Here is a 26,962-nt window from a genome sequence, read left to right as displayed (position 1 = left end):
ACGCTTACTTTTCCTTTTCTGACAGAGTCATCTGTACCACTTGCATCGCTTGCACTGTTTCTTTGACATCATGAACTCGAATGATGTGCGCTCCTTGCATTGCAGCAATAACTGCGCAAGTAAGGCTGCCTGCGAGACGCTCTTGAGGTGGAACATTCAATAATTGCCCAATCATAGATTTACGTGACATACCTGCCAATAGCGGTAGTCCGAAATTATGAAATTGTTCTAAGTTTGCCAATAATTGATAATTATGCGACAAGTTTTTACCAAACCCAAAGCCTGGATCAAGGATAATTTGCTGCCTATCGATTCCAGCATTCACACAACGTGCAATTTCGGCCTCTAGATAGTCTTTAACTTCGCGCACAACATTCTCATAATTTGGGGCGGCTTGCATTGTTCGTGGCTGGCCTTGCATGTGCATAATACACACAGGTAACCCAGTTTGAGCAGCAACATCTAATGCTTCCGGCTCATGAAGTGAGCGAATATCATTAATCATATGCATCCCTGCCTTTGCCGCTTCAGACATCACTTGCGCTTTCGAAGTGTCAACAGAAATCCACACATCAAAACGTTGGGCAATAGCCTCTACTACAGGGATCACCCTATCAAGTTCTTCGCTAACAGAAACTTCAGCTGCCCCAGGACGAGTTGACTCACCACCAATATCGATAATGGTTGCCCCTTCTTGCACCATCCTAGCTACATGCTCTAATGCATCATGATAACGATTATGAGTGCCACCATCTGAGAACGAATCAGGAGTAACATTCAGAATCCCCATCACTTGCGGTGTGGATAAATCAAGGACACTGCCTCTCGCTTTGATTTGCATTGTTATTTTCCTTAACGAAAAAAACCCCAGCGAACTGGGGCTCTCGATTACCTTACTTTTCCGATAACTTATTGTGGCTTGTTATCGTTATTGTCTGATGGGTTTGATTCATCAGTATTGTTGCTTGGCTCTTCAGCATTATTTTTTGGTTCTTCAGTTTGAGGTTTATCAGCAACTTTATCGCTATTTGACGCACCTTTGCCAAATGTTCCAGTCACGTTACTGACTTTTTTGTCCTCATCCCAACCTGCTGGTTCACGTACTGGACGACGATTCATTAAATCATCAATCATTGGCATATCGATAGTTTCGTATTTCAACAATGCGTCTTTCGTTGCATGCAGAATATCAATATTGTCTTCCAGTGTTTTATAAGCCAATTGGTAGCAGTGGTCTAAGATTTTCTTAATTTCTTCATCAACAATACGCGCTGTTTCATCAGAAATACCTGAACCATTACCCGCAGAACGACCTAAAAATGCAGGGCCTTCTTCTTTTGAGTATTGCATTGGACCTAAACGGTCTGAGAAGCCCCACTGAGTCACCATGTTACGCGCTGTATTCGTTGCAAACTGAATATCAGAAGAGGCACCCGTGGTGACTTTATCTCGCCCGTAAATCAGTTCTTCTGCGATACGACCCGCATATGCTGTCGCAATCATCCCTTCCAGTTTTAAGCGGCTACGGCTAACTTCATCACCTTCTGGTAAGAAGAATGCCACACCCAGCGCTTGACCACGTGGAACGATTGTGACTTTGTGAACAGGGTCATGCTCTGGCATTAAATGACCGATAATCATATGGCCACCTTCATGGTAAGCCGTTGATTCTTTTTGTTCTTCAGTCATCATCAGAGAACGACGCTCAGCACCCATCCAAATTTTATCACGAGCTTTTTCAAATTCGACCATAGAAACGACACGCATATTTGCGCGAGCTGCGAACAATGCCGCCTCGTTCACTAGGTTGGCTAATTCTGCTCCAGAAAAACCAGGGGTTGCACGAGCAAGGATGAAAGTATCAACACTTGGGTCGATAGGAACACGACGCATATGCACTCTCAGAATTTGCTCACGGCCACGAACATCTGGCAAGCCAACAACAACCTGACGGTCAAAACGACCTGGACGTAATAATGCTGGGTCAAGTACGTCTGCACGGTTAGTTGCGGCAATAACAATAATACCTTCGTTACCTTCGAAACCATCCATTTCAACTAGCATCTGGTTCAGGGTTTGTTCACGTTCATCGTGACCACCACCTAAACCTGCACCACGTTGGCGACCGACAGCATCGATTTCATCAATAAAGATGATACAAGGCGCAGCTTTTTTCGCTTGTTCGAACATATCACGAACACGAGAAGCACCAACCCCCACAAACATTTCCACGAAGTCTGAACCGGAAATAGTAAAGAATGGGACTTTTGCTTCACCCGCAATAGCCTTTGCAAGTAGTGTTTTACCTGTACCAGGAGGCCCTACCATCAGGACGCCTTTAGGAATTTTACCGCCAAGTTTCTGGAAACGAGCAGGTTCACGTAAAAACTCTACGATTTCACCGACTTCTTCTTTCGCTTCATCACACCCTGCAACGTCTGCAAATGTTGTTTTTATCTGATCTTCCGTCAACATGCGGGCTTTACTTTTGCCGAATGACATTGCCCCCTTGCCGCCGCCACCTTGCATCTGGCGCATAAAGAAAATCCAGACACCAATCAACAGAAGCATTGGGAACCAGGAAATGAAAATAGATGTCAGTAAGCTAGGTTCTTCTGGTGGTTCACCAACGACAGTCACATGCTTATTCAGCATGGTGTCTAACAGCTTCTCATCCTGCATAGGAAGATAAGTTGTATAGCGGCTATTATCAGCCTTTCTGACGTTCAGTTCACGACCTGTGATACGAACTTCACGTACCTGATCCTGGGCTAACTCATTGATAAACGTAGAATAATCAACTCTGCGACTATTCGAATCGCTTGGGCCAAAACTCTGGAACAAGGACATCAGAACAACTGCGATGACTAACCAGAGAATCAGGTTTTTCGCCATGTCACTCAAGGGATTAACCTCATATTACAACTGTGTTAACAAATAACGCTCAGGGTACTATAGTTTTAGCCCTGTCGCTACAATGTATACTTCACGTGACCGTGCCCGCGAAGATTCAGGTTTACGAACTTTTACTTTCGTAAACAGGGAGCGGATATCCCTAAGGTAATCGTCAAAGCCTTCTCCCTGAAACACTTTAACAATGAAACTCCCCCCAGGCGCCAATACAGCACGGCACATATCCAATGCTAATTCAACCAGATACATAGAGCGAGGAATATCGACCGCAGGTGTCCCACTCATATTTGGGGCCATATCTGACATGACCACCTGTACTTTTTTGTCGCCTACTCGTTCTAGCAAAGCGGCGAGCACTGCCTCGTCACGAAAATCCCCTTGAAGGAAATCAACGCCAACGATTGGGTCCATCGGTAATAAGTCACAAGCAATAACACGCCCATTATGACCTATTTGGCTGACAACATATTGTGACCAACCACCAGGGGCTGCTCCTAAATCAACAACGGTCATACCTGGTTTAAATATTTTATCACCTTGCTGGATTTCCTCCAGTTTAAACCATGCACGTGAGCGTAGCCCTTTTTTTTGTGCTTGCTGAACATATTTATCACTAAAATGTTCTTGCAACCAGCGACTTGAGCTTGCCGAACGTTTTTTATTGGCCATTGTGTCTTCCAACTATACTAAAAGATCTACACCTATGTTGCTGCTTCTTTACCATCGAACAGATATAATTGATGGTGATAGATATCAGATGGCGGTAGAATAAGCCATTTTCAATACTAACCAAGCAAAAAATCGATGAATCTTAATAAAAAACAAATTCAGCACCTAAAAAGTCTCGCTCATCACTTAAACCCTGTCGTTATGATTGGCAACAACGGTTTAACCGAAGGTGTCTTAGCTGAGATTGAACTCTCACTAGCGCATCATGAGCTTATCAAAGTCAAAATCGCAGGCGAAGACCGTGATACTAAAAATTTGATCGCTGATGCGATTGTTCGCGAAACTGGTGCAGTAAATGTACAAATCATTGGTAAAATTCTTGTTATTTACCGCCCTTCGGCGGATCGCAAAATCATTTTACCTAAATAATAACCCATCATTTATATAAAAATGCCATTGAAAGCATGTTTTATATGTTGAAAAAGGCCGCCTGCGGCCTTTTTCTTTAAATCCGGGGAAATAATATAACCAATTCAGTAAAATAGGAATCAGATATACTCAACTTTAAGAATTTCGAACTCTACATCCCCACCTGGGGTTTTGATTGAGACGACATCGTCAACCTCTTTGCCGACTAAACCGCGTGCTATTGGTGAATTGACTGAAATCAGATTAACTTTAATATCAGCCTCATCATCACCAACAATACGATACGTTAGCTCTTCGTCGGTATCAACATTTAATACTGTCACTGTTGCGCCAAAGATCACTCGACCGTTATTAACCATTTTGGTTACATCAATCACTTGTGCGTGAGAAAGTTTACCTTCGATTTCTTGGATACGGCCTTCACAGAAGCCCTGCTGCTCACGAGCCGCATGATATTCTGCATTTTCTTTTAAATCACCGTGCTCCCGCGCATCAGCAATTGCGGCGATAATTTCTGGGCGGCGAACAGATTTCAGGAACTCCAGTTCCTCTCTTAGTTTGTCCGCACCAAGTACTGTCATCGGGATCTGTTTCATTAATAAATACCTCGGTTCAATCCTATCTAAAAATAAGTATCTTCCTGATTTTGTAACAACAGCACACCGAACACCTCTGTATAACAGGGGGGGTGTTCTAGGTAAAAAAAACTCAATCAGACTTATGTACTCATTTATCTTATCATAATGTACGCTATTTTAACTGAGACTTAATAGCGGGTCACCGTTTACTTTATTAGGCATTACACTTTAGTATGTGCTGTATGTCCACCCTAATGCGTGAAATATATGTCATTATTAACTTTAACCAGAAAATGGATAATCACTTTAGGGATCACCCTAGCCAGTAGCCAAGCTTTGGCGATCCCAATTGATGAATACAAGCAGTATCTACCTGACGGCACTAACCTTGCTCTGGTCGCGCAAACGGTGGGAAGTAATACCCCATTAATTGATTATAACGCCCAGCAAATGGCTCTTCCAGCGAGCACCCAAAAAGTGGTGACGGCACTTGCAGCATTGTTGCAATTGGGGCCAGATTACCGTTTTGTTACCAATTTTGAAACGAGTGCAAAACTGAGCAACAATACACTGACAGGTGACTTAGTCATCCGCTTCAGTGGTGACCCAACGTTAACTCGCCAGCAAATTCGGAACATGGCAAATGCGTTAAAACAGCTAGGGATCGAAAAAATTGATGGGGATTTGATCGTCGATATTTCCGCATTTACCAGCCACGATAAAGCACCTGGCTGGGTATGGAATGATATGACCCAATGCTTCAGTGCGCCACCTGCTGCGGCTATTATCGACCGCAATTGTTTTTCTGTATCCCTATACCCTGCTGAAAAAGCAGGTGATTTTGCCTTTATCAAAACAGCTAGTTTTTATCCTGTTAACATGTTCAGTGAAGTCAAAACATTGGCAAAAGGCTCTCCCGAAGCCCGTTATTGCGAACTTGACGTCGTACCCGGTGAGTTAAATCGCTATACTTTAACAGGTTGCCTTACTCAACGTAGTGACCCCTTACCTCTCGCTTTTGCGGTGCAAAATGGAGCTAGCTACTCAGGGGCAATTGTCAAAAATGAGCTCACTACCGCAGGCATCGAATTAGTCGGTCATATAAAAAAACGGACTCAGCCAACAGCTCAATCACAAGTGTTAGTCAAAACAGAATCTAAGCCCTTACATGACTTATTGAAAGTAATGTTAAAGAAATCCGATAACATGATTGCCGACACCGTTTTTCGTACCATTGGTCGCGAATATTATGGTGTTCCAGGAACATGGCGCTCAGGGTCTGATGCCGTAAGGCAAGTTTTGAAACAAAAAGCGGGGATCGATCTTGGCAATACTGTCATGGTCGATGGCTCAGGGTTATCACGCCATAATTTAATCACCCCGGCAACGATGATGGAAGTTTTGCAGTTTGTCGCTAAAAACGATCAACAGCTCGATTTTATCTCTATGCTCCCCTTAGCAGGTCATGATGGGACATTACGCTATCGTGGTGGTTTTGATGAGGCGGGCGTTAATGGGAAAGTGTCTGCCAAAACAGGTGCATTACAGGGGGTTTATAACCTAGCCGGCTTTATTACAACAGCCAGTGGGCAACGCGTAGCATTTGTACAGTTTATTTCTGCTTATGCCGTACCACAGAGCCAACAACGCAGTCGTCGTGTACCGTTAGTGCGCTTCGAAAGCCGTTTGTATAAAGATCTGTACCAGAAAAATTGATCAATCAAAATTTGGTAATTAAAAAAGGCGCCTTTGCGCCTTTTTTATGTCTCAACGATAACTATTTCTGGTAAATGATTTCGACGCCTTCGTCGTCATCTTCATCCCAATCGTCATCCCAGTCATCATCAATATCTTCAGCGCCAGAAAGCTGTTCTTTGTGATAATCATCCCACATGAACTCGACTTTTTCTGGTTGCGGAGCATCTTCAGTGGTTGCCATATCGCGTGGCTGAGTATTCATAAATTCCATGATGTCCCAACAAAGTGCTTTTACACCTTCATGGTTAACTGCTGATATCATGTAATATTTATCTTCCCAACCCATTGCTTTAGCAATTTCTGCTGCGCGTTGTGCGGATTCTTCTTCACCTAAGATATCGATCTTATTAAAGACTAACCAGCGAGGCTTCGCAGCCAGTTTTTCACTGTATTTTTCTAGTTCACTGATGATGATCTTGGCATTTTCGACAGGATCTGATTCATCAATAGGACAGATGTCGATCAAGTGTAATAAAACACGACAACGTTCTAAGTGTTTCAGGAATTGGATCCCAAGACCTGCTCCTTCTGCAGCGCCTTCGATCAACCCAGGAATATCCGCGACCACAAAACTTTGTTCGTTATCCATACGCACCACACCTAGGCTTGGCACTAAAGTTGTGAATGGATAATCAGCTACTTTTGGCTTAGCGGCTGATACAGAACGTATAAATGTTGATTTACCTGCGTTTGGCATACCCAACATGCCTACGTCAGCTAATAGCATCAGTTCTAACAGTATTTCGCGAGTTTCGCCCTTCGTCCCCATAGTACGTTGACGTGGAGCTCGATTTACTGAAGATTTAAAACGTGTATTCCCAAGGCCATGAAAGCCGCCTTTAGCAACCATATGGCGCTGTTCATGGCGGGTCATGTCACAAAGGATTTCATTAGTGCCTAAGTCGCGTACACGCGTTCCTACAGGGACTTTAACTGTGATATCTTGACCACGCTTACCGGTACACTCACGACTTTGACCATTTTGCCCACGTTCTGCACGAAATGATTTTTCAAAGCGATAGTCGATCAGGGTGTTGAGGTTTTCATCTGCTTGCAAGTAAACATCACCACCATCACCACCATCACCTCCGTCAGGTCCCCCTTTCGGAATGTATTTTTCACGGCGGAAGCTGACACAACCATTGCCACCATCTCCTGCCACGACTAATATTTTGGCTTCATCTACAAATTTCATAATTCTCTCTCCGTTTCTGAGCCATATAACGCTGGATGGCTGTTTTACTCAGAGATGGCGTATTTTTTAATACGAGTGCACTTCATTAGAAACAAAATGCCTGAATATAAAAAGCCCCGCAAAAGTTTTTTGCAGGGCTTTAATTCTGAATTAAAGATCAGAAAACTTATTCAGCTTCGATGCTGATAAATTTACGATTGTTTGGACCTTTAACTTCAAATTTAACTTTACCATCCGCTAATGCGAATAGAGTGTGGTCACGGCCACAACCTACGTTGTTACCTGCGTGGAACTTAGTACCACGTTGACGAACGATGATGCTACCTGCTAATACAGCTTCACCACCAAAACGTTTAACACCTAAACGTTTTGCTTCTGAGTCACGACCGTTACGAGTCGAACCACCAGCCTTTTTGTGTGCCATTAATCTGCTCTCCTAAATCTTAAGCGATGACAGTGATCTTAACATCAGTGAACCACTGACGATGACCCTGTTGTTTACGGCTATGTTTACGACGACGGAACTTGACGATTTTTACTTTTTCGCCACGGCCGTGTGCAACAACTTCCGCTTTCACTTTAACGCCTTCAACGACAGGAGCGCCGATTTGGATCTCATCGCCATTAGCAACCATCAGAACTTGATCAAATTCAACAGTTTCACCTGTTGCGATGTCCAGCTTTTCTAGGCGGACAGTTTGACCTTCGCTAACTCGGTGTTGTTTACCACCACTTTGGAAAACCGCGTACATATTAACTCCGCTTTCCGCGTACCCGTTAAATATCTCAATTCCAGAGCACGCTATAAAATATTCACAATAGGGCGCGAATTCTACGCAAAAAAGCATCAGAACACAAGCCTATAATGCGGTTAGATGACAAAAAATACGACTTTTTTCTCAATAACCGTTTTTGAGCATTGATTTCACGCTTATTGCTTCAATTGTTACTTATTTAAACATTTTTTGCATCACACCTGATAATCTTATTATTAATAATGTTATGCTAATACCATAACTGTTATATCGGTCTCCCAATTTTTTATTCAGGGAATGAACCAAAAACTAATAATATGAATAAATTACGATGAATTTAGAATCTATTATTGAACTAACAACTGAAGATATGTCTGCGGTAAACGAGGCTATTCTCAGTCAATTGAATTCAGATGTTGCGCTAATTAACCAACTTGGTTATTACATTGTCAGTGGTGGTGGCAAAAGGATCCGGCCAATGATCGCTGTGCTTGCAGGGCGAGCACTCGGCTATTCTGGTCATAAGCATACCCAAGTCGCAGCCTTGATCGAGTTCATTCATACCGCAACGTTATTGCATGATGATGTTGTCGATGAATCCGATATGCGTCGTGGAAAACAAACCGCTAATGCCGTTTTTGGTAATGCGGCAAGTGTTCTTGTCGGTGATTTTATTTACACTCGATCCTTCCAGATGATGACAGATCTTGATTCAATGCGGGTGTTAAAGCTGATGTCTGAAGCGACTAATGTGATCGCCGAAGGGGAAGTATTACAGTTGATGAACTGTAACGATCCCAATATTACTGAAGAAAACTACATGCAAGTGATCTACAGTAAAACGGCGCGTTTATTTGAAGCTGCAGCTCATGCTTCTGCTATTTTAGCCAATGCGACGCCAGAGCAAGAAAAAGCCTTGCAAGATTATGGTCGTTATATTGGTACGGCATTTCAACTCATTGATGATCTTTTGGATTACGATGCAGATAATGCGCAATTAGGTAAAAATACAGGTGACGATCTTGATGAGGGTAAACCAACGCTCCCTCTTCTTCACGCCATGCAACATGGTAATGAAGAAGAATCTGCTTTGATCCGCCAAGCGATCGAGCAAGGCAATGGACGCCACTTATTAGATACCGTCCTCGCAACGATGAAACGTTGTGGCTCCCTTGAGTATACCTATGCCCGCGCACAAGAAGAGGCACAAAAAGCCATTGATATGCTAGATGTTATTGATGATTCTATCTATAAAGAAGCATTAATTGGCCTAGCGCACATTGCCATACAACGCCATTCCTAAGATTCACTCATGCGATGCGAGAAAGAGGAGTTATTTTTCCTCTTTCTCTTCTTCACCAATTTGAGCAAGAAGTGATGATAAGCCGTAACGCAAGATATGTTTGACAATTTTATTGCGTTCAGCCTCCGTCAATTGGTAATAGGCTTCTGACCAAATTTGCAGTGCATCTATTCTTTGGCTTTGGTAAGTCACCGATGGCTCACATAAACTGAGTTGCCCTTGAATTTCATCAGGTAAGCTCTCTACATAATATTCAACAGCCTTACCTTGAACGCCCCGTTTGCGACGATGCTTCCAGCCTTCTCGTCTTGCCATTAGGTTTACCCCCTGAGGCGATGTAGGGAGACCTTCTAGCCCTGCTAATTCTTTTGCAGTGAACCACAATTTTTTCATATTTTCACTTTCACGCTTATATTATGAAACCTGCTGTTGCAGCTTTACCAAATCGTCAACTGTTAAAAAATTTTAGACTCAATATAATATTATTTTTATATACTAATTATTTGCATCTTAAGTATTTGTAAACTATTTATTATTAATTAAATCGATTAGTGCTAAAGCCCCTTCACGCATAATGAATGTCAAAATAATGTCACGCTCCTCGTTAGAAAGCTGGTTATATGCCTCCTGCCAAATAAACGAATTATCATTTCGTTTGACTTGATAAGGTGCAGAAGTTTCATTCACAAACTGGCTTTCAAAAATATCGATAGGCAAAGAACTAATATGATATTCCAACGCTTTTCCTTGAATCCCCCGCCTTTTACGGCTGACCCAATTTTCTCGCCTTGCCATCGCATTTATGCCTTGAGTCGTCATGGGAAGCCCTTGCAACCCGACCAACTCCTTTGCAGTTAGCCATTCCTTGTACATGCTGACCCTCCTAGTCATGATGACAATTTATTTCTAGTTGCTGAAAACTATCTATATTTTCTTAAAAACATTAACTCATTCATTTTATTTATAACTGCAAATAATAATATACAAATAATATTTGTTATTAGTATTCTAATTTCTTTTAATAACAGATAATTAAATGATTTACTCGCTAATAATTTAACTAATTTTATTGAGTAATTTATATATATTACTAATACAAGTAACGGATAACATTAAATACGCCATTTCCACTACTAACTCGAAAGAGTTAGTTTTAATTTCAAAGTTTTATCCTAATTCACAATTATTAACACTGACTTTCTATTTAGTTTCACAAAAACCCCGACAGTTTCATAAAATGAAGTTTTTAGAAAAAACTGGAAATTATTTTGGGAAATTTCTGTTATTTTATTTCCAATAACAGGGAGTTTGTACTGAATGTATCACAGTTTCCCGTTACTCGTACCATTAACTCTACATTATTCTGAGCGAAAAAAGGACTAAAAAATGATTTTACGGAAGTCGGACTGGCATCCAGCAGACATCATCGCCGCTTTACGTAAGCGTGGAACAACTCTGGCCGCTATTTCTAGAGAGGCAGGTCTTAGCTCTTCTACGTTAGCGAATGCACTATCACGCCCTTGGCCTAAAGGGGAATGGATCATTGCCAATTTTTTAGGTATCCATCCTTCTGAAATTTGGCCTAGTCGGTATTATGACCCTATCTCGGGGAACTTATTAGAAAGGAAAGTCAGAGATAAAACACAAGTAGAAAGCTAAAAAAATAATGAATATAAAGCCATTGTTATGAGTTATTATCGGTGGCTTTATATTCTTATACTAACTGATTAATACTAATTGATTAAGTTGAGACAATTTTTATCTAAACCCAAAAACCTTATTGATGGGGCGTTATATTAAGTCATCTATATTTCTTCACTCGATTTGCAATCTCAATATTTCCCCTACAGCCCATTAACTAACAATAAGATGCCCCATATCATTAAGCAGCCAAAAACCACTTGCTTACATCATCGATTATAAATGAGTAAAACAATTAGCCCCTATACAATATTGGCTGGCGTCTATTTTGCATCCATTACTATGGGAAATAAGTACTCATAGATCTTCATTGGAGTCAGTACATGAGGTGAAGAATACCGTGGCGTGGCGTGACAAAAAATAAAAAGGTTGAGTTCTATAGACTTGAACTCAACCTTTTTTTAGTTAGAAAAAATTAATTGGCATTAGCCGTTAATAAATTTTTCGCCTAACTCAATGTCTGCTTTTAATACACTTAACATTTCTTTTAGCGCATTTTCTTCAAACGCACTTAATTTACCCACTGGTAAGTGTTTTTCGATACCATTTTTACCTAAAACAACTGGTTGTGCGAAGAAGCGTGCGTGCTCACCATCACCTTCGGTGTAAACACATTCAACAATATTGCTTTCGCCTTGTAGGCCGCGAATTAAAGATAAGCCTAAGCGTGCTGCTGCTTGGCCCATAGACAGAGTCGCTGACCCGCCACCGGCTTTAGCTTCAACAACTTCTGTACCTGCATTTTGGATACGCTTAGTCAGAGCTGCAACTTCTTCGTCAGTGAAGCTAACACCTTCAATTTGTGATAATAAAGGAAGAATTGTCACACCTGAGTGACCGCCGATTACAGGAACTTCGATGTCATTGACATTTTTGCCTTTTAATTCAGCAACAAAAGTATTAGAACGAATAATATCCAGTGTTGTCACACCGAATAAACGATTCTTGTCGTAAACACCTGCTTTTTTCAGTACTTCTGCTGCAATTGCAACTGTAGTATTCACAGGGTTAGTAATAATACCAATTAACGCTTTCGGGCAAGTTTCAGCGATTTGTTGGACCAGATTACGAACAATACCCGCGTTAATATTAAACAGGTCAGAGCGATCCATGCCTGGTTTACGCGCAACACCCGCTGAAATAAGAACAATATCTGCACCTTTTAGCGCCGGTTTTGCATCTTCACCAGCAAAACCTGTTACTTTAACATCAGTAGGGATGTGGCTTAAGTCAGCAGCAACACCTGGCGTTACTGGTGCGATGTCGTAGAGGGAGAGTTCTGAACCTGCTGGGAGCTGGTTTTTGAGAAGAAGGGCTAGAGCCTGACCGATACCACCTGCTGCACCTAGGACTGCAACTTTCATTCTGAAACTCCTTAATTTGTACTTTAAAAAGATATCACTTTATTTGTTATACACTTAACACATTACGTATAAAAAACAATTTGTTAACAGATAGAGAGAGAGTTTAACGCTAGAGAACTTGTCTACTAATTGCCAGTATTCTAAACAAATTCCTTATCTGTTAATGAGATAACGGGCACTTTTTTAACAAATAGTTTTTCTTACTATTGATTTTCGCACAATAAGTTGTTTTTACTGTTTATTATTCAAACAAAATCATTTTTATTAACAATAATTTTACAATATTTATTGCGTAAGTTCATTAGCCTATTATGCTGACGCTTAACTATGGGCAAACAAGATAAATTAATGTTTATCATTAACCTCTCCATGGCTCTTTAACTCAAGGGCACATTGAATACTGTTTATAAAATCATCATAACGCAATTTTGTTGCATAAAAATGCACTTTTACGGATAATACAACTCAGTTTAATGCCGAAGAATGGGTTAATTATGCGCACTCCGTCTAAACAAGAAGACTTGGTTAAGGCTTTTAAAGCCCTATTGAAAGAAGAGAAATTCAGCTCACAAGCTGAAATTGTCACAGCTCTCCAAGAAGAAGGCTTCGAAAACATCAATCAATCAAAAATTTCCAGAATGCTGACAAAATTTGGTGCGGTTCGCACCCGTAATGCAAAAATGGAAATGGTGTATTGCCTACCGACAGAGCCCGGTGTTCCTACTGCTACCAGCCCTCTCAAAAATTTGGTGTTGGATATTGACTATAACCCTTCAGTTGTCGTCATTAGAACTAGCCCAGGTGCCGCACAACTTATTGCACGTTTACTAGACTCTTTGGGGAAAGCGGAGGGGATTTTAGGCAGTATCGCGGGAGATGACACGATTTTCTCTACGCCTGCAAATAACTTCACAACGCAAGAACTGTATGAAGCTATCTTAGCGTTGTTTGAACAAGAATTATAATTTTATCGATATTCATTGATATGAAGAGGGAAGTCTTATTTCCCTCTGTTTTTTCTGCCCCCTAACTGCTTTGGGACTTCGCTGTGTTATTCGACATTTTCCGTAACCTCGTACATTATGGTTTCCATTTTTTGATGCCAATTCTATTTGCTTATTTATTTTGGCGAAAAAATTGGAAGATCGCAGCGTTAATCATGATAGCGACTATGGCTATCGATTTAGACCACCTATTAGCAGATCCAATTTTCGACCCTGAGCGTTGCGGTATTGGCTTTCATCCTCTTCATTCCCTTTGGGCTGCTATTGCTTATGTGGTGTTATTATTTATGCCTTCATGGAAGCTCAAGGCTGTCGCTGTAGGTTGCTTATTCCATCTTTTTACAGATTCATTAGATTGTTATATGGGCAGTCTCAAAAAAGAAATGAATGCCCCAATCACGTTGAGCTTAGCTGTCACACAATGCCCTATTTCTATGCCTTCCTTGAGTGTTAATTAAGCTTTCATTTATACCATAGATATAATTCCAAAGAACGATAGTCATCCATAGCAACAATATCTAATGTTAATGAAACAATTTATTAACAATTGAGGCCATGGAATGATCAAAAAAACACTATTAGCCGTTGCATTAAGCAGTGCAATATCAAACTTTGCTTACAGCGCCCCCCTTGAAAAACCTAATATTTTAATCATTATCGCCGACGATATGGGGTATTCCGATATCAATCCTTTTGGCGGTGAGATCCCGACACCTAATTTACAAACAATGGCAGAACAAGGTGTCAGAATGAGCCAGTATTACACCTCACCAATGTCTGCACCTGCACGCTCCATGCTACTCACTGGCGCCACCAATCAGCAAGCTGGTATCGGTGGAATGTGGTGGTACGAAAATACAGTCGGTGAACCAGGCTATGAATTACGGCTAACTGATCGCGTTGTTACCATGGCCGAGCGTTTCCAAGATGCTGGCTATAACACACTGATGTCAGGGAAATGGCACTTAGGCTACAGTTCTGGCTCCAAGCCAACCGATAGGGGTTTTAACCAAGCTTTTGCCTTTATGGGAGGTGGCACTAGCCATTTTGATGATGCAGTTCCTCTTGGTACCGTTGAAAGTTTCCATACCTATTACACGTTAAATGGTAAGAAAACCGCTTTACCTGCGAATTTTTACTCCAGCGAAGCTTATGCACAACAACTTGAAAAATGGATCAAAGAAACACCCAGTGAACAGCCCATTTTTGCTTATTTAGCCTTCACGGCTCCCCATGACCCCCTACAAGCACCAGATGACTGGACCCAGCGTTTTGACGGTCAATATGATGAAGGCTATGGGAAAATTTACCGGCAGAGAATCAACCGATTAAAAGAAATCGGGATTATTACAGATAAAACGCCGATGCCTCACCTTGATTTAGATAAAGAATGGGAACAACTCACCCCCGAAGAAAAACGCTATGCCGCTAAAACCATGCAAGTCTACGCCGCCATGATAGCTAATATGGATGAGCAAATTGGCAATGTATTCCAGACGCTAAAAGAAACTGGGCGAGATAAAAACACCATCATTATTTTTGCCACTGATAATGGAGCTAACCCTGCTCAAGGCTTTTATTACGAGGGCGACCCTGCATTTTGGACGCAATTTGATAATAGCTACGAAAACTTAGGCCGTAAAAATTCATTTATTTCAGCAGGCCCTCATTGGGCTAATGTTAGCAATGCTCCGTATGCCAATTACCATAAAACTACTAGCGCACAGGGTGGCATTAATACCAATTTCATTATCAAAGGCCTTGGTATCCATAAAGCGGGTAGTATTGATAATACCCCTATGGCCGTTTATGACATCGCGCCAACCTTATATGAATTTGCCAATATTGACCCCAATAAAAAAATTAAAAATATCAACCCAGTCCCCATTAGAGGAGTTAGCTTTAAACAACATTTTACCCAAGATATCCCCGTTAAAACCCGCTATTCATTTGCCATGGAATTACATAATCAGGCAGCCTTGGTTGAAGGTGATTGGAAACTACGCCGCCTTGTTCCAAACTCGGCAAAAGCAGAAATGGCGCCATGGGAGTTGTTTAATTTAAAAAATGATCCGCTAGAAACGCAAAACGTTGCAACACAACATCCGAAGATCCTTGAGAAACTTCGTCAGCAATATGAACAATTTGCTAAAACTGGCATGGTGATTGAAGCCAAAGGAGAAGCCATTGATTATATTGGTTATGATGAAAAAACAGGTAACTATATTGGTATCGACCCCAAAACGCATAAACGTATTATTCCCTCAGTGAATCAATCAGGGGAATAATATGAAAATCGCCTTTTATGATAGCCTTTCTTCGTTTTCACCGCCCACAAGGGCGGTTGTCCCTTTTCATATTTTGCTTAAACCTGTTGGGGCGGGTTGTAACCTGAAATGTGATTATTGTTATTATCCAGAAGACCAATTACCTAGACCTAAACCCATGATAAAAGAGATGTTAGAACCTTTTATCCGTAATTATATTGCTTCTCAACCAACCTACAGCAAAGAAATTAATTTTGTGTGGCAAGGTGGAGAGCCCCTACTTGCTGGGTTAGATTTTTATAAAAAAGCCATTGATTTGCAGCAAAAATATGCACCAAAGCATGTGAAAATCTCTAATAGTCTACAAACCAATGGTACCTTGCTCACCCCTGCATGGTGCCGCTTTTTAAAGCAGCATAATTTTATTATTGGTGTGAGTTTAGATGGACCAAAAGAAATACATGACCGCTATCGTTTAGACAAAAAAGGCCAGCAAGGTAGTTACAACGCCGTCCTAAAGGGCATAAGGCTTCTACAAGAGTTTGATATTGAATTCAACATCTTGACGGTTGTACATGATACCGTAGCCAATCAAGCACAAACCATCTATGAGCACTTTATTCAGCTTGGTGTAAAATTTATTCAATTCCAACCATTAATGACCGAAGGTAGTGCGCTTGAGCATCAATTTACATTGACGGCTCCTAATTGGGGAAAATTTTTAACTGATATCTATTTACACTGGAAATCTCAACGCCACGTTGGCAATGTACATGTGATGAACATTGAGCACGTTTACAGCCAGTATTTTACCCATGTTAGCCAGACTTGTGTCCACTCAGAACGCTGTGGTACTAACTTGGTCATGGAAGCTCAAGGGCAAATATTTGCCTGCGACCACCAAATAAATAGTAGCCATCACATTGGGAACATCTTAGAACAAACACCTTTGAGTGAACTCGTCCTCAATTCTATAGAGCTACCTTTTGGGCAAAATAAAAGCACCCGCAGAGAATGCCAATCTTGTACGGTAAAAGCGGTTTGCCAAGGCGGATGCCCAGCGCATATCAATTCGATGGGGAAAAATAAGTTATGTGAAGGCTATTTTCAGTTTTTTAATACTGTTATGACACCGCTGAGGAAATATGAACGTAGTATGCGCGGCGTTCAACAATGGCGGCAAGAAATAGGGTTTTAACGAAGGTTAGTATTAACCAAAAGCCCCTATCTCACAAACTATGATAGGGGGCTTATTTACAGATAAATACGGTTTAAACCATTACTCATCTAATTCTATTTCGGCTTTCGCCTTTAAACCCGCAAGCAATTTGCCATGAATGCCACCAAACCCGCCATTGCTCATCACGAGAATATAGTCGCCAGGTTGAGCCGTCTCAATGACCATATTTGTCAAAACGTCAATATCAGCGCTCCAACGAGCAGGTTGCACGCATTTCTCTGCAATATCCGTTACCATCCACGGAATATTAGCAGGTTGGAATAAAAAGACTTCATCTGCACGGCCTAAGGCTGGCGCAATATCATTTTTGTTAATCCCCATTTTCATGGTGTTCGAACGAGGTTCGAGTACGGCGATAATGCGTGAAGTCCCCCCCACTTTGCTACGTAATGCTTCTAATGTTGCCAAGATAGCGGTTGGGTGATGAGCAAAATCATCATAAACACTCACACCATTCTCAACACCACGCAGCTCTAACCGCCGACGTGCATTGATAAACTTATCCAAAGCAAGGCAAGCTTCCTTGGCGGGGACGCCGACATGATGTGCAGCGGCTATCGCCATCAATGCATTTTGAATATTGTGATTGCCCACTTGTGACCAAGTGACTTCACCCACTTTCTCTTGTTGATAGTAAACCTCGAAATGGCTACCATCATGATTCAATTTTACTGCCTGCCACTCACCATGCTCACCACCAACAAGCTCCTGTTCACTCCAACAGCCCATACCAATGACTTGTTTTAAGTGATTGTCATTATCTGGTGTGAAAATTTTGCCGCTGGCTGGAACGATACGAACCAGATGGTGGAATTGCTTTTGTATCGCCTCAAGGCTTTCGAAAATATCCGCATGGTCAAATTCAAGGTTATTCAGGACTAACGTTCTTGGGCTGTAATGAACAAATTTAGAACGCTTATCAAAAAATGCACAATCATATTCATCTGCCTCAATAACAAAAAATGGGCTTTCCCCTATTTTTGCCGACACATCAAAGTTACCGGGGACACCACCAATTAGGAAACCAGGCTTATAACCACAATCTTCTAACACCCACGCTAACATACCCGCGGTAGTGGTTTTTCCATGCGTCCCTGCCACAGCGAGCACCCAGCGTTCTGGTAATACATGGTCATGTAGCCACTGAGGACCTGAAGTGTAAGGTAAGCCTCTTTCTAATACAGCTTCAACACAAGGGTTACCACGCGTCATGGCGTTACCAATAACTACCATATCCGGTACTGGGTCGAGTTGTGAAGGGTCATAACCTTGAATGAGTTCAATGCCTTGATTTTCAAGCAAAGTGCTCATTGGTGGATACACATTTGCATCAGAGCCCGTGACTTTATGGCCTAGAGAACGAGCCAATATTGCTAAGCTACCCATAAAGGTACCGCATATACCTAAAATATGTATGTGCATTCTTTTTCATCCAATTAGCATGAGGTTTGTCACTATTCTACCCATCAATAGCAGGTTTATAAATGCATTAACCTATTAATCTTTTTTTTATTTAGTTAAACTCTCTGCGCGCGAGGGTACAATACCCCGCAAAACCTTTGTCAATTTTATTCAGGACCTTCGTCATGAAAACATTAGGCGAATTCATCGTCGAAAAGCAACAAGATTTTCCTCATGCAACAGGTGAGCTGACATCATTACTATCAGCAATCAAACTGGGCGCTAAAATTATCCATCGTGATATTAACAAGGCTGGGCTGGTAGATATTCTTGGCACCAATGGTGTTTCGAATATTCAAGGCGAAGTCCAGATGAAGCTAGACCTGTATGCAAACGAAAAACTGAAAGCGGCTTTAAAAGCCCGCGGAGAAGTTGCCGGTATCGCCTCTGAAGAAGAAGACGAAATTGTCATTTTCGAAGGAGATCGTGCTGAAAACGCAAAGTATGTCGTTTTAATGGACCCATTAGATGGTTCTTCAAATATCGATGTAAACGTTTCCGTTGGGACAATTTTCTCAATTTATCACCGTATTACACCAATTGGGCAACCAGTTACTGAAGCGGATTTTCTACAGCCAGGTCATCGCCAAGTTGCTGCCGGTTATGTTGTTTACGGTTCTTCTACTATGTTGGTATACACCACTGGCGTTGGCGTCCATGCATTTACCTACGACCCTTCTTTAGGTGTTTTCTGCCTTTCTCATGAGAAAGTCATGTTCCCATCAGAAGGTAAAATGTACTCTATCAACGAAGGTAACTACATCAAGTTCCCAATGGGTGTTAAAAAGTACATTAAATACTGCCAAGAAGAAGATAAAGCGACAAACCGTCCTTATACCACCCGCTATATTGGCTCTTTAGTCGCAGACTTCCACCGTAACTTGCTTAAAGGGGGGATTTATATTTACCCAAGTACAGCAAGCCATCCAAATGGTAAACTGCGTCTTCTGTATGAGTGCAACCCTATTGCATTCTTAGCTGAACAAGCCGGCGGTAAAGCAAGCGATGGCGCTAACCGCATCCTGGATATTATCCCTAGTGAATTACACCAACGTGCTCCTTTCTTCGTAGGAACAGAGTCAATGGTGGAGAAAGCAGAATCATTCATGCGTGAGTTCCCTGACACCGAATAATTCATATAACTAGCTAATAGGCGGGGCTTCCCGCCTTTTTTGCCCCTTTTTTTCTCCAACTAGTGAGTTTTCCCCCCTTTTACGGCTATAATGTCCCCACGTTATCTACCCTGAGATTTAACTTGCATGGAAATAAGTCATTAATACCGTTTCCACCAGCAGCTTAAAAGTCAGTAGGTAAATTCATTATTCACACAAAGGATACACTTAAATGGGCCTGAACAATGTACCGGCAGGTAAAGATCTGCCAGAAGATATCTACGTTATCATCGAAATTCCAGCTAACGCAGACCCTATCAAATATGAAGTTGATAAAGAATCTGGCGCGCTGTTTGTAGACCGTTTTATGTCAACAGCAATGTTCTATCCATGCAACTACGGTTACATCAACAATACTCTGTCTTTAGATGGCGACCCAGTTGATGTGTTAGTCCCTACTCCATACCCATTACAGCCGGGTTCAGTTATTCGTTGTCGCCCAGTTGGGGTTTTAAAAATGACTGACGAATCAGGTGAAGACGCTAAATTAGTTGCTGTTCCACACACTAAATTAAGCAAAGAATACGACCACATTAAAGATGTGAACGATATCCCTGAACTACTGAAAGCACAAATTACCCATTTCTTTGAACACTACAAAGATTTAGAAAAAGGTAAATGGGTTAAAGTTGACGGTTGGGATAACGTAGAAGCCGCTAAAGCAGAAATTATTTCTTCTTTCGAACGCGCTGCAAAAAAATAATTTTCCCTTAAGGGTCATTGTTAAAAGCTCTGGTAAATACCAGAGCTTTTTTATTTTATTAACAAACTACAAAGCCTAAATGGCTAAACGTTTATTCTTCTTCATTACGTTTAAGCCAGTCACCACTTTTTATGCGGCGCAGACCATCAACAGAATGTTTATATAGATAAATCCAAGCATTGCCATATGGCGTCGAAATTAGCTCCCTCGCATAATCTTGGGAGTTTTTCTTTAGCTCATCTAGCTCTGTTAAGATAGATGGGTTAATGCGATATACCTCGCACTCTATCACCCCATCCCCCTTAACCACCGCAGGATAAAACCCAAGATCATACAGTTCATAGCCTTCTAGCTTATGCTCCCCTAACAGTTGAGCATAAGTCATCCAGTGATGATTACCTTGCTTTTGCCTTAAGCTGCCATAAACAATTACACGCATAATCTAAAACTCAAATTGGTAAAGGAGATCCAAGGCCTGGTTAACACCAGACACCGCTTCTAAATACAGTTTTGGCATCAATCGATAACGTAACGTTAACGTCGCCAATGAGTCAAAGATACCAACACCATACTTCACTTGTAAATCATTAGTGATCTTACCACTCACCACAACTTGGGAGCTATCCCCCACACCTTGGGTATCAACAGCCAAATCAGATACCCCAAATGTTTCACCAATCTTGCCAACTAATTGCCCACTTTGTGCAACACCAAGGCCAATAAGCATTGATGTCATTTGTGAACCATTTGCATCACCACTATCTAACCCTTCCCCTCTTAACAGATAAGAGAGTGCTTCTTGTTGCGTTTTGGCAGGTTCAGAGAATATTTCTACCTTCGGCTTATCTGCAAGCCCTGTTACCTTAACACCCGCAATAACATCATCAGCGGTGTTATCTGGGTTACGGATAGCTTCTAAATTTAAGAATGGCTGATCGGCAGGGCCAGAGAACTGTATTTGGCCTTTGCGGACGATTAAGTCTTGCCCATAAGCGCGGAAACGCCCTGCAGGAATATCAACTTGACCATTCAAACTGAGGCCATGCTTATTTTGAATAACTTTCAACAAGCCAGTCAAACGAGCTTTCAAACCAAACGCATCTAACCGAACATCATTACCAATTTTAATATCTAGATTGGTTTGAATTGGGATTGATGGCGCTTTTTCTTCTATTGGTTTTAAATCACTATCTAGCATAACCACATCAGATGATGCGCTAACCGCAGATTCAGGTAATTCCTGAACAGTAATTCTTGCCCAAGGGATTGTCACAGAACCATTCAAGGTTAATAAGGATGGCGATGCATCAAACACAATATCCGGCTGTACATCAATCTTAATCATTGGTGGCAGAGAAACCCGTAAGTTATTACCACGCGCCATTATTTTAGCTCGCCACGCATCAATGTTACGCCAATCAGCATCACCATCGATATTCAAATAACCTTCCGGTGTATTGATTTGCCCATTCATCACAGAGCTAGTGCCATTAAAATTAATACCTAAATGACCACTTTTAATATCAAATGGGATCATCGCTGAGCGAACTTCTAAGCTAGAAAGCGATAAATTACCATTTAATAATGGGTTATTTGCTGAGCCCCCTAGCCGTAAATTGGCACTCAAGCGGCCATTAGCCACTTCTTTTTGACCAAGCAGCGGTTTAATTAAATCTAAAGTAATCGAATTGATTTCTACATTACCCGCTAACAGACGGCGTTTTTCAATATCTGAAATTTGAATATTGCCGCGCATCTGGCCGTTATTCTGCAAACCAAACAACCAATTAACGTCTGCCTTACCATTTTTGAGCCCTGCACTTAACGTTAAGGTATCAAATGCGATAGGTAAGCGCGTCCCTTCAACAAACTGTGTTGCTTTAACGTCATTGCCACGTAAATCTAACTTCACTTGCGGCATACTGCCATCGTCTTTCCAAATAGCGTTTGCTTTGCCACTAAAGACACCACTAACACGTGTATCTTTAGGCATAAACGGTTTAATCATTGCTAAGTCAAAGCGTTCTAATACAATGTCAGCACTGCCGCTTTTACCTGCTTTAATTGGTTTTGGCACACATAAACGCGCATCTGGATTTACCCAGCAATGACGACCAATTGTCACTTCTTGCGTTTGATTAGCGTAATTAAGTGACATGGCTTGATTCAAGCGCCACTCACCGACAACAGTATCAAATAACGTATTGGTCAGGTTACCTTTCCACACTTCTGTTTGGCGGTCAAAGCTCCCTGCGAGTGATAACTGCCCTGAGACAGGTTCACCTTTAACATTCAGCTTCAGTGTATGCTGCTTTTCACTACCTTTCGCGTCAAGATTCAGGTTACTAATGACCAGATCACCTTGCTTTAATTGGCGTAAGACAACGGATAAATCGCCTTTTATCTGCTCACCAGTAGCAACATTACCCTTAATAACCACGTTATCAATAGCGAGATCATTTTGCCATTTCACACCGCGAGCGGTTAAGTCAATTAACGCTTCTGGCGTTTGCAAATTACCCCGTAATTTCACATCACCAACAATCACCCCCCCTAAACCGGGTAGTAGACCATTGAGCCCAGGTGCGTTAATTTTTGCATCAAGATTCCATTTATCAGCAAGCGTCCCTTTTACATCAATATTATTTTTGCCTAGTGCTAAATTAAAATTAGGGATGTCCCACTGACCGGCTGCATTGCCTTTTGCCTGCCCACGCGCTTTCAGTAAGTTATTTTTTACATTACCATCCAGCATAATTTCAGGGACTTGCAATTGCCAGCTCCCACCGTATAGGCTACCGCGCGTAACAATTTTACCATCGACCTTCGCTGGCCACTCGGGATATTGTTTAGCGGTATTGATACCTGACAAGGTTAGCACCGCATTCCAACTGATTGCTTTACTCCAGTCAGCCACCCCTGTGATGTCCGCATTCCCTTGTAAAGCGGATAAGCGTAAACGCGTAAGGTTAATTTGCTCTTCATTACCTTTGGCGTCTAAGAGTAAGGTTGATGGAGGAAGATCTTGCCCAGTAATAGCAGAACGCAAAGACATATCATAAGCGGATGGGCGGCCATTTAAACGTAGGCGTGTGCCATCTAACTGGTACTGTGCATCACCGACTAAAGGCCATGTCAGCTTATCGCTTTTTAGTGTTAATAAAATTGGCAAATCCGCTTGTGATAAGTCAGTTTCTGCATCTAACGTCGCATTAATTGGGCCTTGCAGATTCAATGCCAATTGTAGTTCATCAATTAAGCCGCCCTTTAAAGACAAATCTATTTTTTGCCCATCTAAATCCTCTAAACGGCTCTCTCCCAATATTGATAAAGATACTGGCCACTTATCTTTCAACATTGCTGTTCCAGATAAAGCCACATTACCTTGTGGCGCATCAACTTTTAACTGTTTAACCAGTACCTGCTGCCCCTCATTAGACAAGCTAAGATGTAATTGGTTAATCTTAACGTCAGCCCCACCAGTTAATTGAAAGTTCGATGCATTAATCCCCTCAACATTTAAATTAACAGGTAAAATTATTTCAGGTAATTCAGCCAGTAGCGGTTTTGAGAACAATTCTTTTAGTTCATCTGCTAACGATTTTTGCTCGTTAATCGGTACAGGGTCGGGTTGTTTGTCTTCCGTCGCCTGATCTTGTTGCGTTTCAGGTAAATGAATTGCCAAGTCAATAATATCTGTCGGAATAATTGTGATAGCTTTATCTTCCCACGTTACCCCTGTGGTAAATTTAGCTAAATCAATATCCATACCATCAACATTGACGTGAGTTGAAACTAACGAAAGCTGGTTTAAACGAATGGTTAGCGGTGCTTTGAGTTCAGTTAGTGGCTCTGAAGCAGGTGCTTCTTCTGATGGCGGTAACTGCGCCGTATCAACATTTACCATTACATTATCAGTGCTAAGGTTATCAATACATAATTCACGGCTTTTCAGGCAGCCTAGGCGTAATGCTAAATGTAATTCCCCTGCATTAACATCAATGCCTGGCATTTGATACTTCACGCCAGTCAACGTTAAATTACTGATATCACCATCTATTTTATCAATCGTTAATTCAGGAACAAAGCGAGTCGCTGAATTTAAAGCAAAATGAAGACCGGATTGGGTGCCAATTACCCAACTTAATGCCGCAATAATAAGAACTAGAATTAATAAAATGGAAAGACTTATCCATTTTAGCCATTTCAACCACCTCATAATTCAGTCCCCAAACCGATATAAAATTGTATTTTGTCGTTATTTGAATCACCGATTGGTGTTGCAAGGTCAAATTTAATCGGTCCTACTGGAGAAACCCAGCGAACACCTATACCTGCGCCAGTTTTAAAATCACTCTTTTTAATATCATTTACTGCTTCGCCGCTATCAATAAAAGTGGCGCCCCACCAATTACCCGTGAAATTATATTGGTATTCAACAGAGCCAACAGCCAGCTTAGATGCCCCTGTCAGTTTACCTTTACTGTCTTCTGGGGAGATTTTTTGATATCCATATCCACGTACACTACCATCACCACCAGCGAAGAAACGCAAGTCTGGCGGGACTTTGTCAAAATCATTGGTTTCAATCCAACCTATATTACCTCGCACCACAAAACGGTGCCCCTCCCATGGGGTTCTTATCCATACATTTTTAGCTTGCAATACAGCAAAGTCGATATCTGAACCCCAAATTTTATTCGAATAATCAATTGAATAACGTTGGCTATCCCCCCAACTTGGCATCACACCACCACGTTGACGAATGCGACTAACATAAGCCCCTGGATACAATAGCATTGTCGTATTAGTGACATCAGCTTGGGTAAAGTTACTCAGCATCCAACGCATATTCACGCCATATTGCCAACCGGAAGAGTAGTCCCAGTTACGAGATACGTTTAAAGTCGTAGTATTTGATTGTGTATCATTTAAATCGGTGCGTTTAAAACCGCCTTGAACGGCATAGTATTGCTCTAAAGGATTGGCTTTTAATGGAATTTTATAACTAGCGTCAATCAATTGCTCTGGTTGAGAAAGGCTGATACTTGATGTAAAACTTTGCCCCCTTGAATTGACCCAAGGTTTATTCCATGTCGCTTTAACGCGCGGGCCGACATCAGTTGCATAACCGCCACCAAGTTCAATAAAGTTTTTGGCGCGGGGGACCATCACACCCTCCATAGGTAACACATCGGAATCCGCCTCACGCGCTTTTGCGATGTCCGGAGTGACAATCGCAGAAGAGAACCAGCCAGTTTCTGCTAACCGACGGTTAAACTCAGCGAGTTGTTCGGAGGTGTAATATTCCCCTTTTTTAAACGGAGCGAGATTATTCAAATAATCTTCACGAATTTGCGACCCTTGATAAGAAATGGCGCCAAAGCGATAACGCTCCCCACTATTAAAATCAAAATCCCAATAAGCAGCATGGTGGTCAAGAGAAATACCTAATTGGCTTTTCTCCATCATTGCATCAAAATAACCTTTACGAATAGCTAGGCTGCTAAAACGACCTTTGAAATCTTCATATTCACCATCATTTTGGATAATACCCAGTTTTGGTGTGTATTTTTTAACCATCTTTTCATAGTCAGGGTCGGTTTTTGCACCACCTTGTAATTCAACTGTCACCCCTCTCAATAAAATGGGTTCTCCAGGAGTTACTTTAGCAGTCAATACAGAACGAGCAGGCGGGATTTTTTCTTCATAACTAAACTCAACGGAAGGTTGATAATAACCTAAAGGCTTTAAACCTTCTTGAATTGCTTTCTCAACACGGGCTCGAAAACGACCATTGGGTACAACTTCATCTTGAGATATATTAGAAAGTTGTACTCGCACGTTTTGATTAAGTTGGCCTTCAAGCCCTTCAATATTAAGGCGAAGGTTCGCTGCGTGTGCCACTGGTAGTGCCGCAGTTAGGCAGAGAAAACAAGCTAGTGGGTATTTCGACACGCCTACTCCTAAGGTGGTTATTCGATTGACTAAATACTTCATATCAATTTATTTTGAGTAAAATTAGCCGGATACACAAGTTTTTATCCCTATTTTTAGTTTTTTTGTGCGGTCAATATACATAGGAATCATTATGCCATTTAATAAATTTCACTCTGCAAATATTGCACAACCTCTGCCCGGCAGAGCAACCGCTATAACTTACTCACCATATCATGCGGTTAACCATCATTCGATTGAGATTATTCCTAAGAATATGGAAATCGCTTATTTTGCTATGGGGTGCTTCTGGGGTGTAGAGCGTCTATTTTGGCAGCAATCTGGCGTTTATTCCACTTCAGCAGGATATTGTGGTGGGTTAACACCAAACCCAACCTATGAGGAAGTGTGTTCAGGGTTAACAGGGCATGCGGAAGCCGTCCGGGTCGTTTTTGACCCACAAACGATCGATTACACCCAATTATTAACCTTATTTTGGGAAAATCACGACCC

25 protein-coding genes are annotated in these 26,962 nt (G+C 41.6%); 11 read left to right on the top strand and 14 right to left on the bottom strand.

The window, feature by feature from the left end:
- Window positions 1-4 precede the first annotated feature (4 nt).
- The 3 genes from folP to rlmE all read right to left on the bottom strand — a co-directional run bounded on the left by folP (window position 5) and on the right by rlmE (window position 3,582).
- Window positions 5-841 (bottom strand): dihydropteroate synthase, encoded by an 837-nt coding sequence (gene folP / locus ACIPUA_RS15865; RefSeq protein WP_071548692.1) that lies wholly within the window; start codon window positions 839-841, stop codon window positions 5-7.
- Window positions 842-909: 68 nt separating this feature from the next.
- Complete coding sequence (ftsH, locus tag ACIPUA_RS15860) at window positions 910-2,895, bottom strand: ATP-dependent zinc metalloprotease FtsH (protein WP_071548693.1); 1,986 nt, start codon at window positions 2,893-2,895, stop codon at window positions 910-912.
- A 57-nt stretch (window positions 2,896-2,952) separates the two neighbouring features.
- On the bottom strand, window positions 2,953-3,582 hold the full coding sequence (gene rlmE, locus ACIPUA_RS15855; RefSeq protein WP_004905912.1) for a 23S rRNA (uridine(2552)-2'-O)-methyltransferase RlmE: 630 nt from the start codon (window positions 3,580-3,582) through the stop codon (window positions 2,953-2,955).
- A 135-nt stretch (window positions 3,583-3,717) separates the two neighbouring features.
- On the opposite strand from rlmE, the gene yhbY reads away from it, so the two are divergent.
- Window positions 3,718-4,011, top strand: coding sequence for a ribosome assembly RNA-binding protein YhbY (yhbY, locus tag ACIPUA_RS15850; protein ID WP_004905914.1), 294 nt, complete (start codon window positions 3,718-3,720; stop codon window positions 4,009-4,011).
- Window positions 4,012-4,130: 119 nt separating this feature from the next.
- On the opposite strand, the gene greA is transcribed toward yhbY, so the two are convergent.
- The gene (greA, locus tag ACIPUA_RS15845) at window positions 4,131-4,607 is read right to left on the bottom strand and encodes a transcription elongation factor GreA (RefSeq protein ID WP_042845748.1); all 477 of its coding nucleotides are present in this window, start codon (window positions 4,605-4,607) and stop codon (window positions 4,131-4,133) included.
- A gap of 249 nt (window positions 4,608-4,856) precedes the next feature.
- Here greA and dacB point away from each other — a divergent pair, with 249 nt between their 5' ends.
- Complete coding sequence (dacB, locus tag ACIPUA_RS15840) at window positions 4,857-6,305, top strand: serine-type D-Ala-D-Ala carboxypeptidase (RefSeq protein WP_042845749.1); 1,449 nt, start codon at window positions 4,857-4,859, stop codon at window positions 6,303-6,305.
- A gap of 61 nt (window positions 6,306-6,366) precedes the next feature.
- On the opposite strand, the gene cgtA is transcribed toward dacB, so the two are convergent.
- The 3 genes from cgtA to rplU all read right to left on the bottom strand — a co-directional run bounded on the left by cgtA (window position 6,367) and on the right by rplU (window position 8,294).
- Window positions 6,367-7,542: an Obg family GTPase CgtA gene (gene cgtA / locus ACIPUA_RS15835; protein WP_042845750.1), complete on the bottom strand. Its 1,176-nt coding sequence runs from the start codon at window positions 7,540-7,542 to the stop codon at window positions 6,367-6,369.
- A 166-nt stretch (window positions 7,543-7,708) separates the two neighbouring features.
- Window positions 7,709-7,966 carry a 50S ribosomal protein L27 gene (rpmA, locus tag ACIPUA_RS15830; RefSeq protein WP_004905922.1) on the bottom strand — a complete coding sequence of 86 codons (258 nt, stop codon included), beginning with the start codon at window positions 7,964-7,966 and terminating at the stop codon, window positions 7,709-7,711.
- A gap of 19 nt (window positions 7,967-7,985) precedes the next feature.
- Window positions 7,986-8,294: a 50S ribosomal protein L21 gene (gene rplU / locus ACIPUA_RS15825; protein WP_004905925.1), complete on the bottom strand. Its 309-nt coding sequence runs from the start codon at window positions 8,292-8,294 to the stop codon at window positions 7,986-7,988.
- 334 nt (window positions 8,295-8,628) lie between these two features.
- On the opposite strand from rplU, the gene ispB reads away from it, so the two are divergent.
- Window positions 8,629-9,600 carry an octaprenyl diphosphate synthase gene (gene ispB / locus ACIPUA_RS15820; RefSeq protein ID WP_042845751.1) on the top strand — a complete coding sequence of 324 codons (972 nt, stop codon included), beginning with the start codon at window positions 8,629-8,631 and terminating at the stop codon, window positions 9,598-9,600.
- A gap of 30 nt (window positions 9,601-9,630) precedes the next feature.
- Here ispB and ACIPUA_RS15815 read toward each other — a convergent pair whose 3' ends face one another.
- Window positions 9,631-9,993, bottom strand: coding sequence for a DNA-binding protein (locus tag ACIPUA_RS15815; protein WP_042845752.1), 363 nt, complete (start codon window positions 9,991-9,993; stop codon window positions 9,631-9,633).
- A 132-nt stretch (window positions 9,994-10,125) separates the two neighbouring features.
- The gene (locus ACIPUA_RS15810) at window positions 10,126-10,473 is read right to left on the bottom strand and encodes a DNA-binding protein (RefSeq protein ID WP_042845753.1); all 348 of its coding nucleotides are present in this window, start codon (window positions 10,471-10,473) and stop codon (window positions 10,126-10,128) included.
- 513 nt (window positions 10,474-10,986) lie between these two features.
- Between ACIPUA_RS15810 and ACIPUA_RS15805 the strand changes: the two genes are divergently transcribed.
- Window positions 10,987-11,259, top strand: a complete 273-nt coding sequence (locus ACIPUA_RS15805) for a helix-turn-helix domain-containing protein (RefSeq protein ID WP_042845755.1) — start codon at window positions 10,987-10,989, stop codon at window positions 11,257-11,259.
- A gap of 467 nt (window positions 11,260-11,726) precedes the next feature.
- On the opposite strand, the gene mdh is transcribed toward ACIPUA_RS15805, so the two are convergent.
- Window positions 11,727-12,665, bottom strand: a complete 939-nt coding sequence (gene mdh, locus ACIPUA_RS15800) for a malate dehydrogenase (protein ID WP_042845761.1) — start codon at window positions 12,663-12,665, stop codon at window positions 11,727-11,729.
- Between the two features lie 494 nt (window positions 12,666-13,159).
- Between mdh and argR the strand changes: the two genes are divergently transcribed.
- The 4 genes from argR to ACIPUA_RS15780 all read left to right on the top strand — a co-directional run bounded on the left by argR (window position 13,160) and on the right by ACIPUA_RS15780 (window position 17,134).
- Window positions 13,160-13,630: a transcriptional regulator ArgR gene (gene argR / locus ACIPUA_RS15795; RefSeq protein WP_042845763.1), complete on the top strand. Its 471-nt coding sequence runs from the start codon at window positions 13,160-13,162 to the stop codon at window positions 13,628-13,630.
- A gap of 83 nt (window positions 13,631-13,713) precedes the next feature.
- Window positions 13,714-14,127 carry a DUF6122 family protein gene (locus ACIPUA_RS15790; protein WP_048605829.1) on the top strand — a complete coding sequence of 138 codons (414 nt, stop codon included), beginning with the start codon at window positions 13,714-13,716 and terminating at the stop codon, window positions 14,125-14,127.
- A 105-nt stretch (window positions 14,128-14,232) separates the two neighbouring features.
- On the top strand, window positions 14,233-15,957 hold the full coding sequence (locus ACIPUA_RS15785; protein ID WP_449059867.1) for an arylsulfatase: 1,725 nt from the start codon (window positions 14,233-14,235) through the stop codon (window positions 15,955-15,957).
- A gap of 1 nt (window position 15,958) precedes the next feature.
- Complete coding sequence (locus ACIPUA_RS15780; protein WP_449059863.1) at window positions 15,959-17,134, top strand: anaerobic sulfatase maturase; 1,176 nt, start codon at window positions 15,959-15,961, stop codon at window positions 17,132-17,134.
- 81 nt (window positions 17,135-17,215) lie between these two features.
- Here the strand turns inward: ACIPUA_RS15780 and mpl are convergent, their stop codons facing one another.
- A complete protein-coding gene (gene mpl / locus ACIPUA_RS15775; protein ID WP_449059862.1) occupies window positions 17,216-18,598 on the bottom strand; it encodes a UDP-N-acetylmuramate:L-alanyl-gamma-D-glutamyl-meso-diaminopimelate ligase in 1,383 nt (460 codons plus the stop codon).
- A gap of 164 nt (window positions 18,599-18,762) precedes the next feature.
- Here mpl and fbp point away from each other — a divergent pair, with 164 nt between their 5' ends.
- Window positions 18,763-19,770, top strand: coding sequence for a class 1 fructose-bisphosphatase (fbp, locus tag ACIPUA_RS15770; protein WP_042845769.1), 1,008 nt, complete (start codon window positions 18,763-18,765; stop codon window positions 19,768-19,770).
- A 211-nt stretch (window positions 19,771-19,981) separates the two neighbouring features.
- Window positions 19,982-20,512, top strand: a complete 531-nt coding sequence (ppa, locus tag ACIPUA_RS15765) for an inorganic diphosphatase (RefSeq protein WP_042845770.1) — start codon at window positions 19,982-19,984, stop codon at window positions 20,510-20,512.
- Between the two features lie 91 nt (window positions 20,513-20,603).
- Here the strand turns inward: ppa and ACIPUA_RS15760 are convergent, their stop codons facing one another.
- From ACIPUA_RS15760 to tamA, 3 genes are read right to left on the bottom strand one after another with little or no spacing between them, the layout of a single operon-like run.
- The gene (locus ACIPUA_RS15760; RefSeq protein ID WP_042845772.1) at window positions 20,604-20,951 is read right to left on the bottom strand and encodes a gamma-glutamylcyclotransferase family protein; all 348 of its coding nucleotides are present in this window, start codon (window positions 20,949-20,951) and stop codon (window positions 20,604-20,606) included.
- A gap of 3 nt (window positions 20,952-20,954) precedes the next feature.
- Window positions 20,955-24,731, bottom strand: a complete 3,777-nt coding sequence (gene tamB / locus ACIPUA_RS15755) for an autotransporter assembly complex protein TamB (RefSeq protein WP_449059861.1) — start codon at window positions 24,729-24,731, stop codon at window positions 20,955-20,957.
- Window positions 24,728-26,470 carry an autotransporter assembly complex protein TamA gene (gene tamA / locus ACIPUA_RS15750; protein WP_449059860.1) on the bottom strand — a complete coding sequence of 581 codons (1,743 nt, stop codon included), beginning with the start codon at window positions 26,468-26,470 and terminating at the stop codon, window positions 24,728-24,730. The genes tamB and tamA overlap by 4 nt, the downstream gene beginning before the upstream one ends.
- Window positions 26,471-26,600: 130 nt before the next feature.
- Between tamA and msrA the strand changes: the two genes are divergently transcribed.
- A partial coding sequence (gene msrA / locus ACIPUA_RS15745; protein WP_449059866.1) for a peptide-methionine (S)-S-oxide reductase MsrA occupies window positions 26,601-26,962 on the top strand: 362 nt, incomplete at its 3' end.

It is taken from the genome of Providencia sp. AGC89 (genome assembly GCF_053543535.1).
The sequence above is the reverse complement of the archived record's forward strand: the minus strand, read 5'-3'. Positions and strand labels throughout refer to the sequence as shown.

Coding starts and splice junctions, on each gene's coding strand:
- folP (WP_071548692.1), bottom strand. CDS start 841: ATGCAAATCAAAGCGAGAGGCAGTGTCCTTGATTTATCCACACCGCAA.
- ftsH (WP_071548693.1), bottom strand. CDS start 2,895: ATGGCGAAAAACCTGATTCTCTGGTTAGTCATCGCAGTTGTTCTGATG.
- rlmE (WP_004905912.1), bottom strand. CDS start 3,582: ATGGCCAATAAAAAACGTTCGGCAAGCTCAAGTCGCTGGTTGCAAGAA.
- yhbY (WP_004905914.1), top strand. CDS start 3,718: ATGAATCTTAATAAAAAACAAATTCAGCACCTAAAAAGTCTCGCTCAT.
- greA (WP_042845748.1), bottom strand. CDS start 4,607: ATGAAACAGATCCCGATGACAGTACTTGGTGCGGACAAACTAAGAGAG.
- dacB (WP_042845749.1), top strand. CDS start 4,857: ATGTCATTATTAACTTTAACCAGAAAATGGATAATCACTTTAGGGATC.
- cgtA (WP_042845750.1), bottom strand. CDS start 7,542: ATGAAATTTGTAGATGAAGCCAAAATATTAGTCGTGGCAGGAGATGGT.
- rpmA (WP_004905922.1), bottom strand. CDS start 7,966: ATGGCACACAAAAAGGCTGGTGGTTCGACTCGTAACGGTCGTGACTCA.
- rplU (WP_004905925.1), bottom strand. CDS start 8,294: ATGTACGCGGTTTTCCAAAGTGGTGGTAAACAACACCGAGTTAGCGAA.
- ispB (WP_042845751.1), top strand. CDS start 8,629: ATGAATTTAGAATCTATTATTGAACTAACAACTGAAGATATGTCTGCG.
- ACIPUA_RS15815 (WP_042845752.1), bottom strand. CDS start 9,993: ATGAAAAAATTGTGGTTCACTGCAAAAGAATTAGCAGGGCTAGAAGGT.
- ACIPUA_RS15810 (WP_042845753.1), bottom strand. CDS start 10,473: ATGTACAAGGAATGGCTAACTGCAAAGGAGTTGGTCGGGTTGCAAGGG.
- ACIPUA_RS15805 (WP_042845755.1), top strand. CDS start 10,987: ATGATTTTACGGAAGTCGGACTGGCATCCAGCAGACATCATCGCCGCT.
- mdh (WP_042845761.1), bottom strand. CDS start 12,665: ATGAAAGTTGCAGTCCTAGGTGCAGCAGGTGGTATCGGTCAGGCTCTA.
- argR (WP_042845763.1), top strand. CDS start 13,160: ATGCGCACTCCGTCTAAACAAGAAGACTTGGTTAAGGCTTTTAAAGCC.
- ACIPUA_RS15780 (WP_449059863.1), top strand. CDS start 15,959: ATGAAAATCGCCTTTTATGATAGCCTTTCTTCGTTTTCACCGCCCACA.
- mpl (WP_449059862.1), bottom strand. CDS start 18,598: ATGCACATACATATTTTAGGTATATGCGGTACCTTTATGGGTAGCTTA.
- fbp (WP_042845769.1), top strand. CDS start 18,763: ATGAAAACATTAGGCGAATTCATCGTCGAAAAGCAACAAGATTTTCCT.
- ppa (WP_042845770.1), top strand. CDS start 19,982: ATGGGCCTGAACAATGTACCGGCAGGTAAAGATCTGCCAGAAGATATC.
- ACIPUA_RS15760 (WP_042845772.1), bottom strand. CDS start 20,951: ATGCGTGTAATTGTTTATGGCAGCTTAAGGCAAAAGCAAGGTAATCAT.
- tamB (WP_449059861.1), bottom strand. CDS start 24,731: ATGAGGTGGTTGAAATGGCTAAAATGGATAAGTCTTTCCATTTTATTA.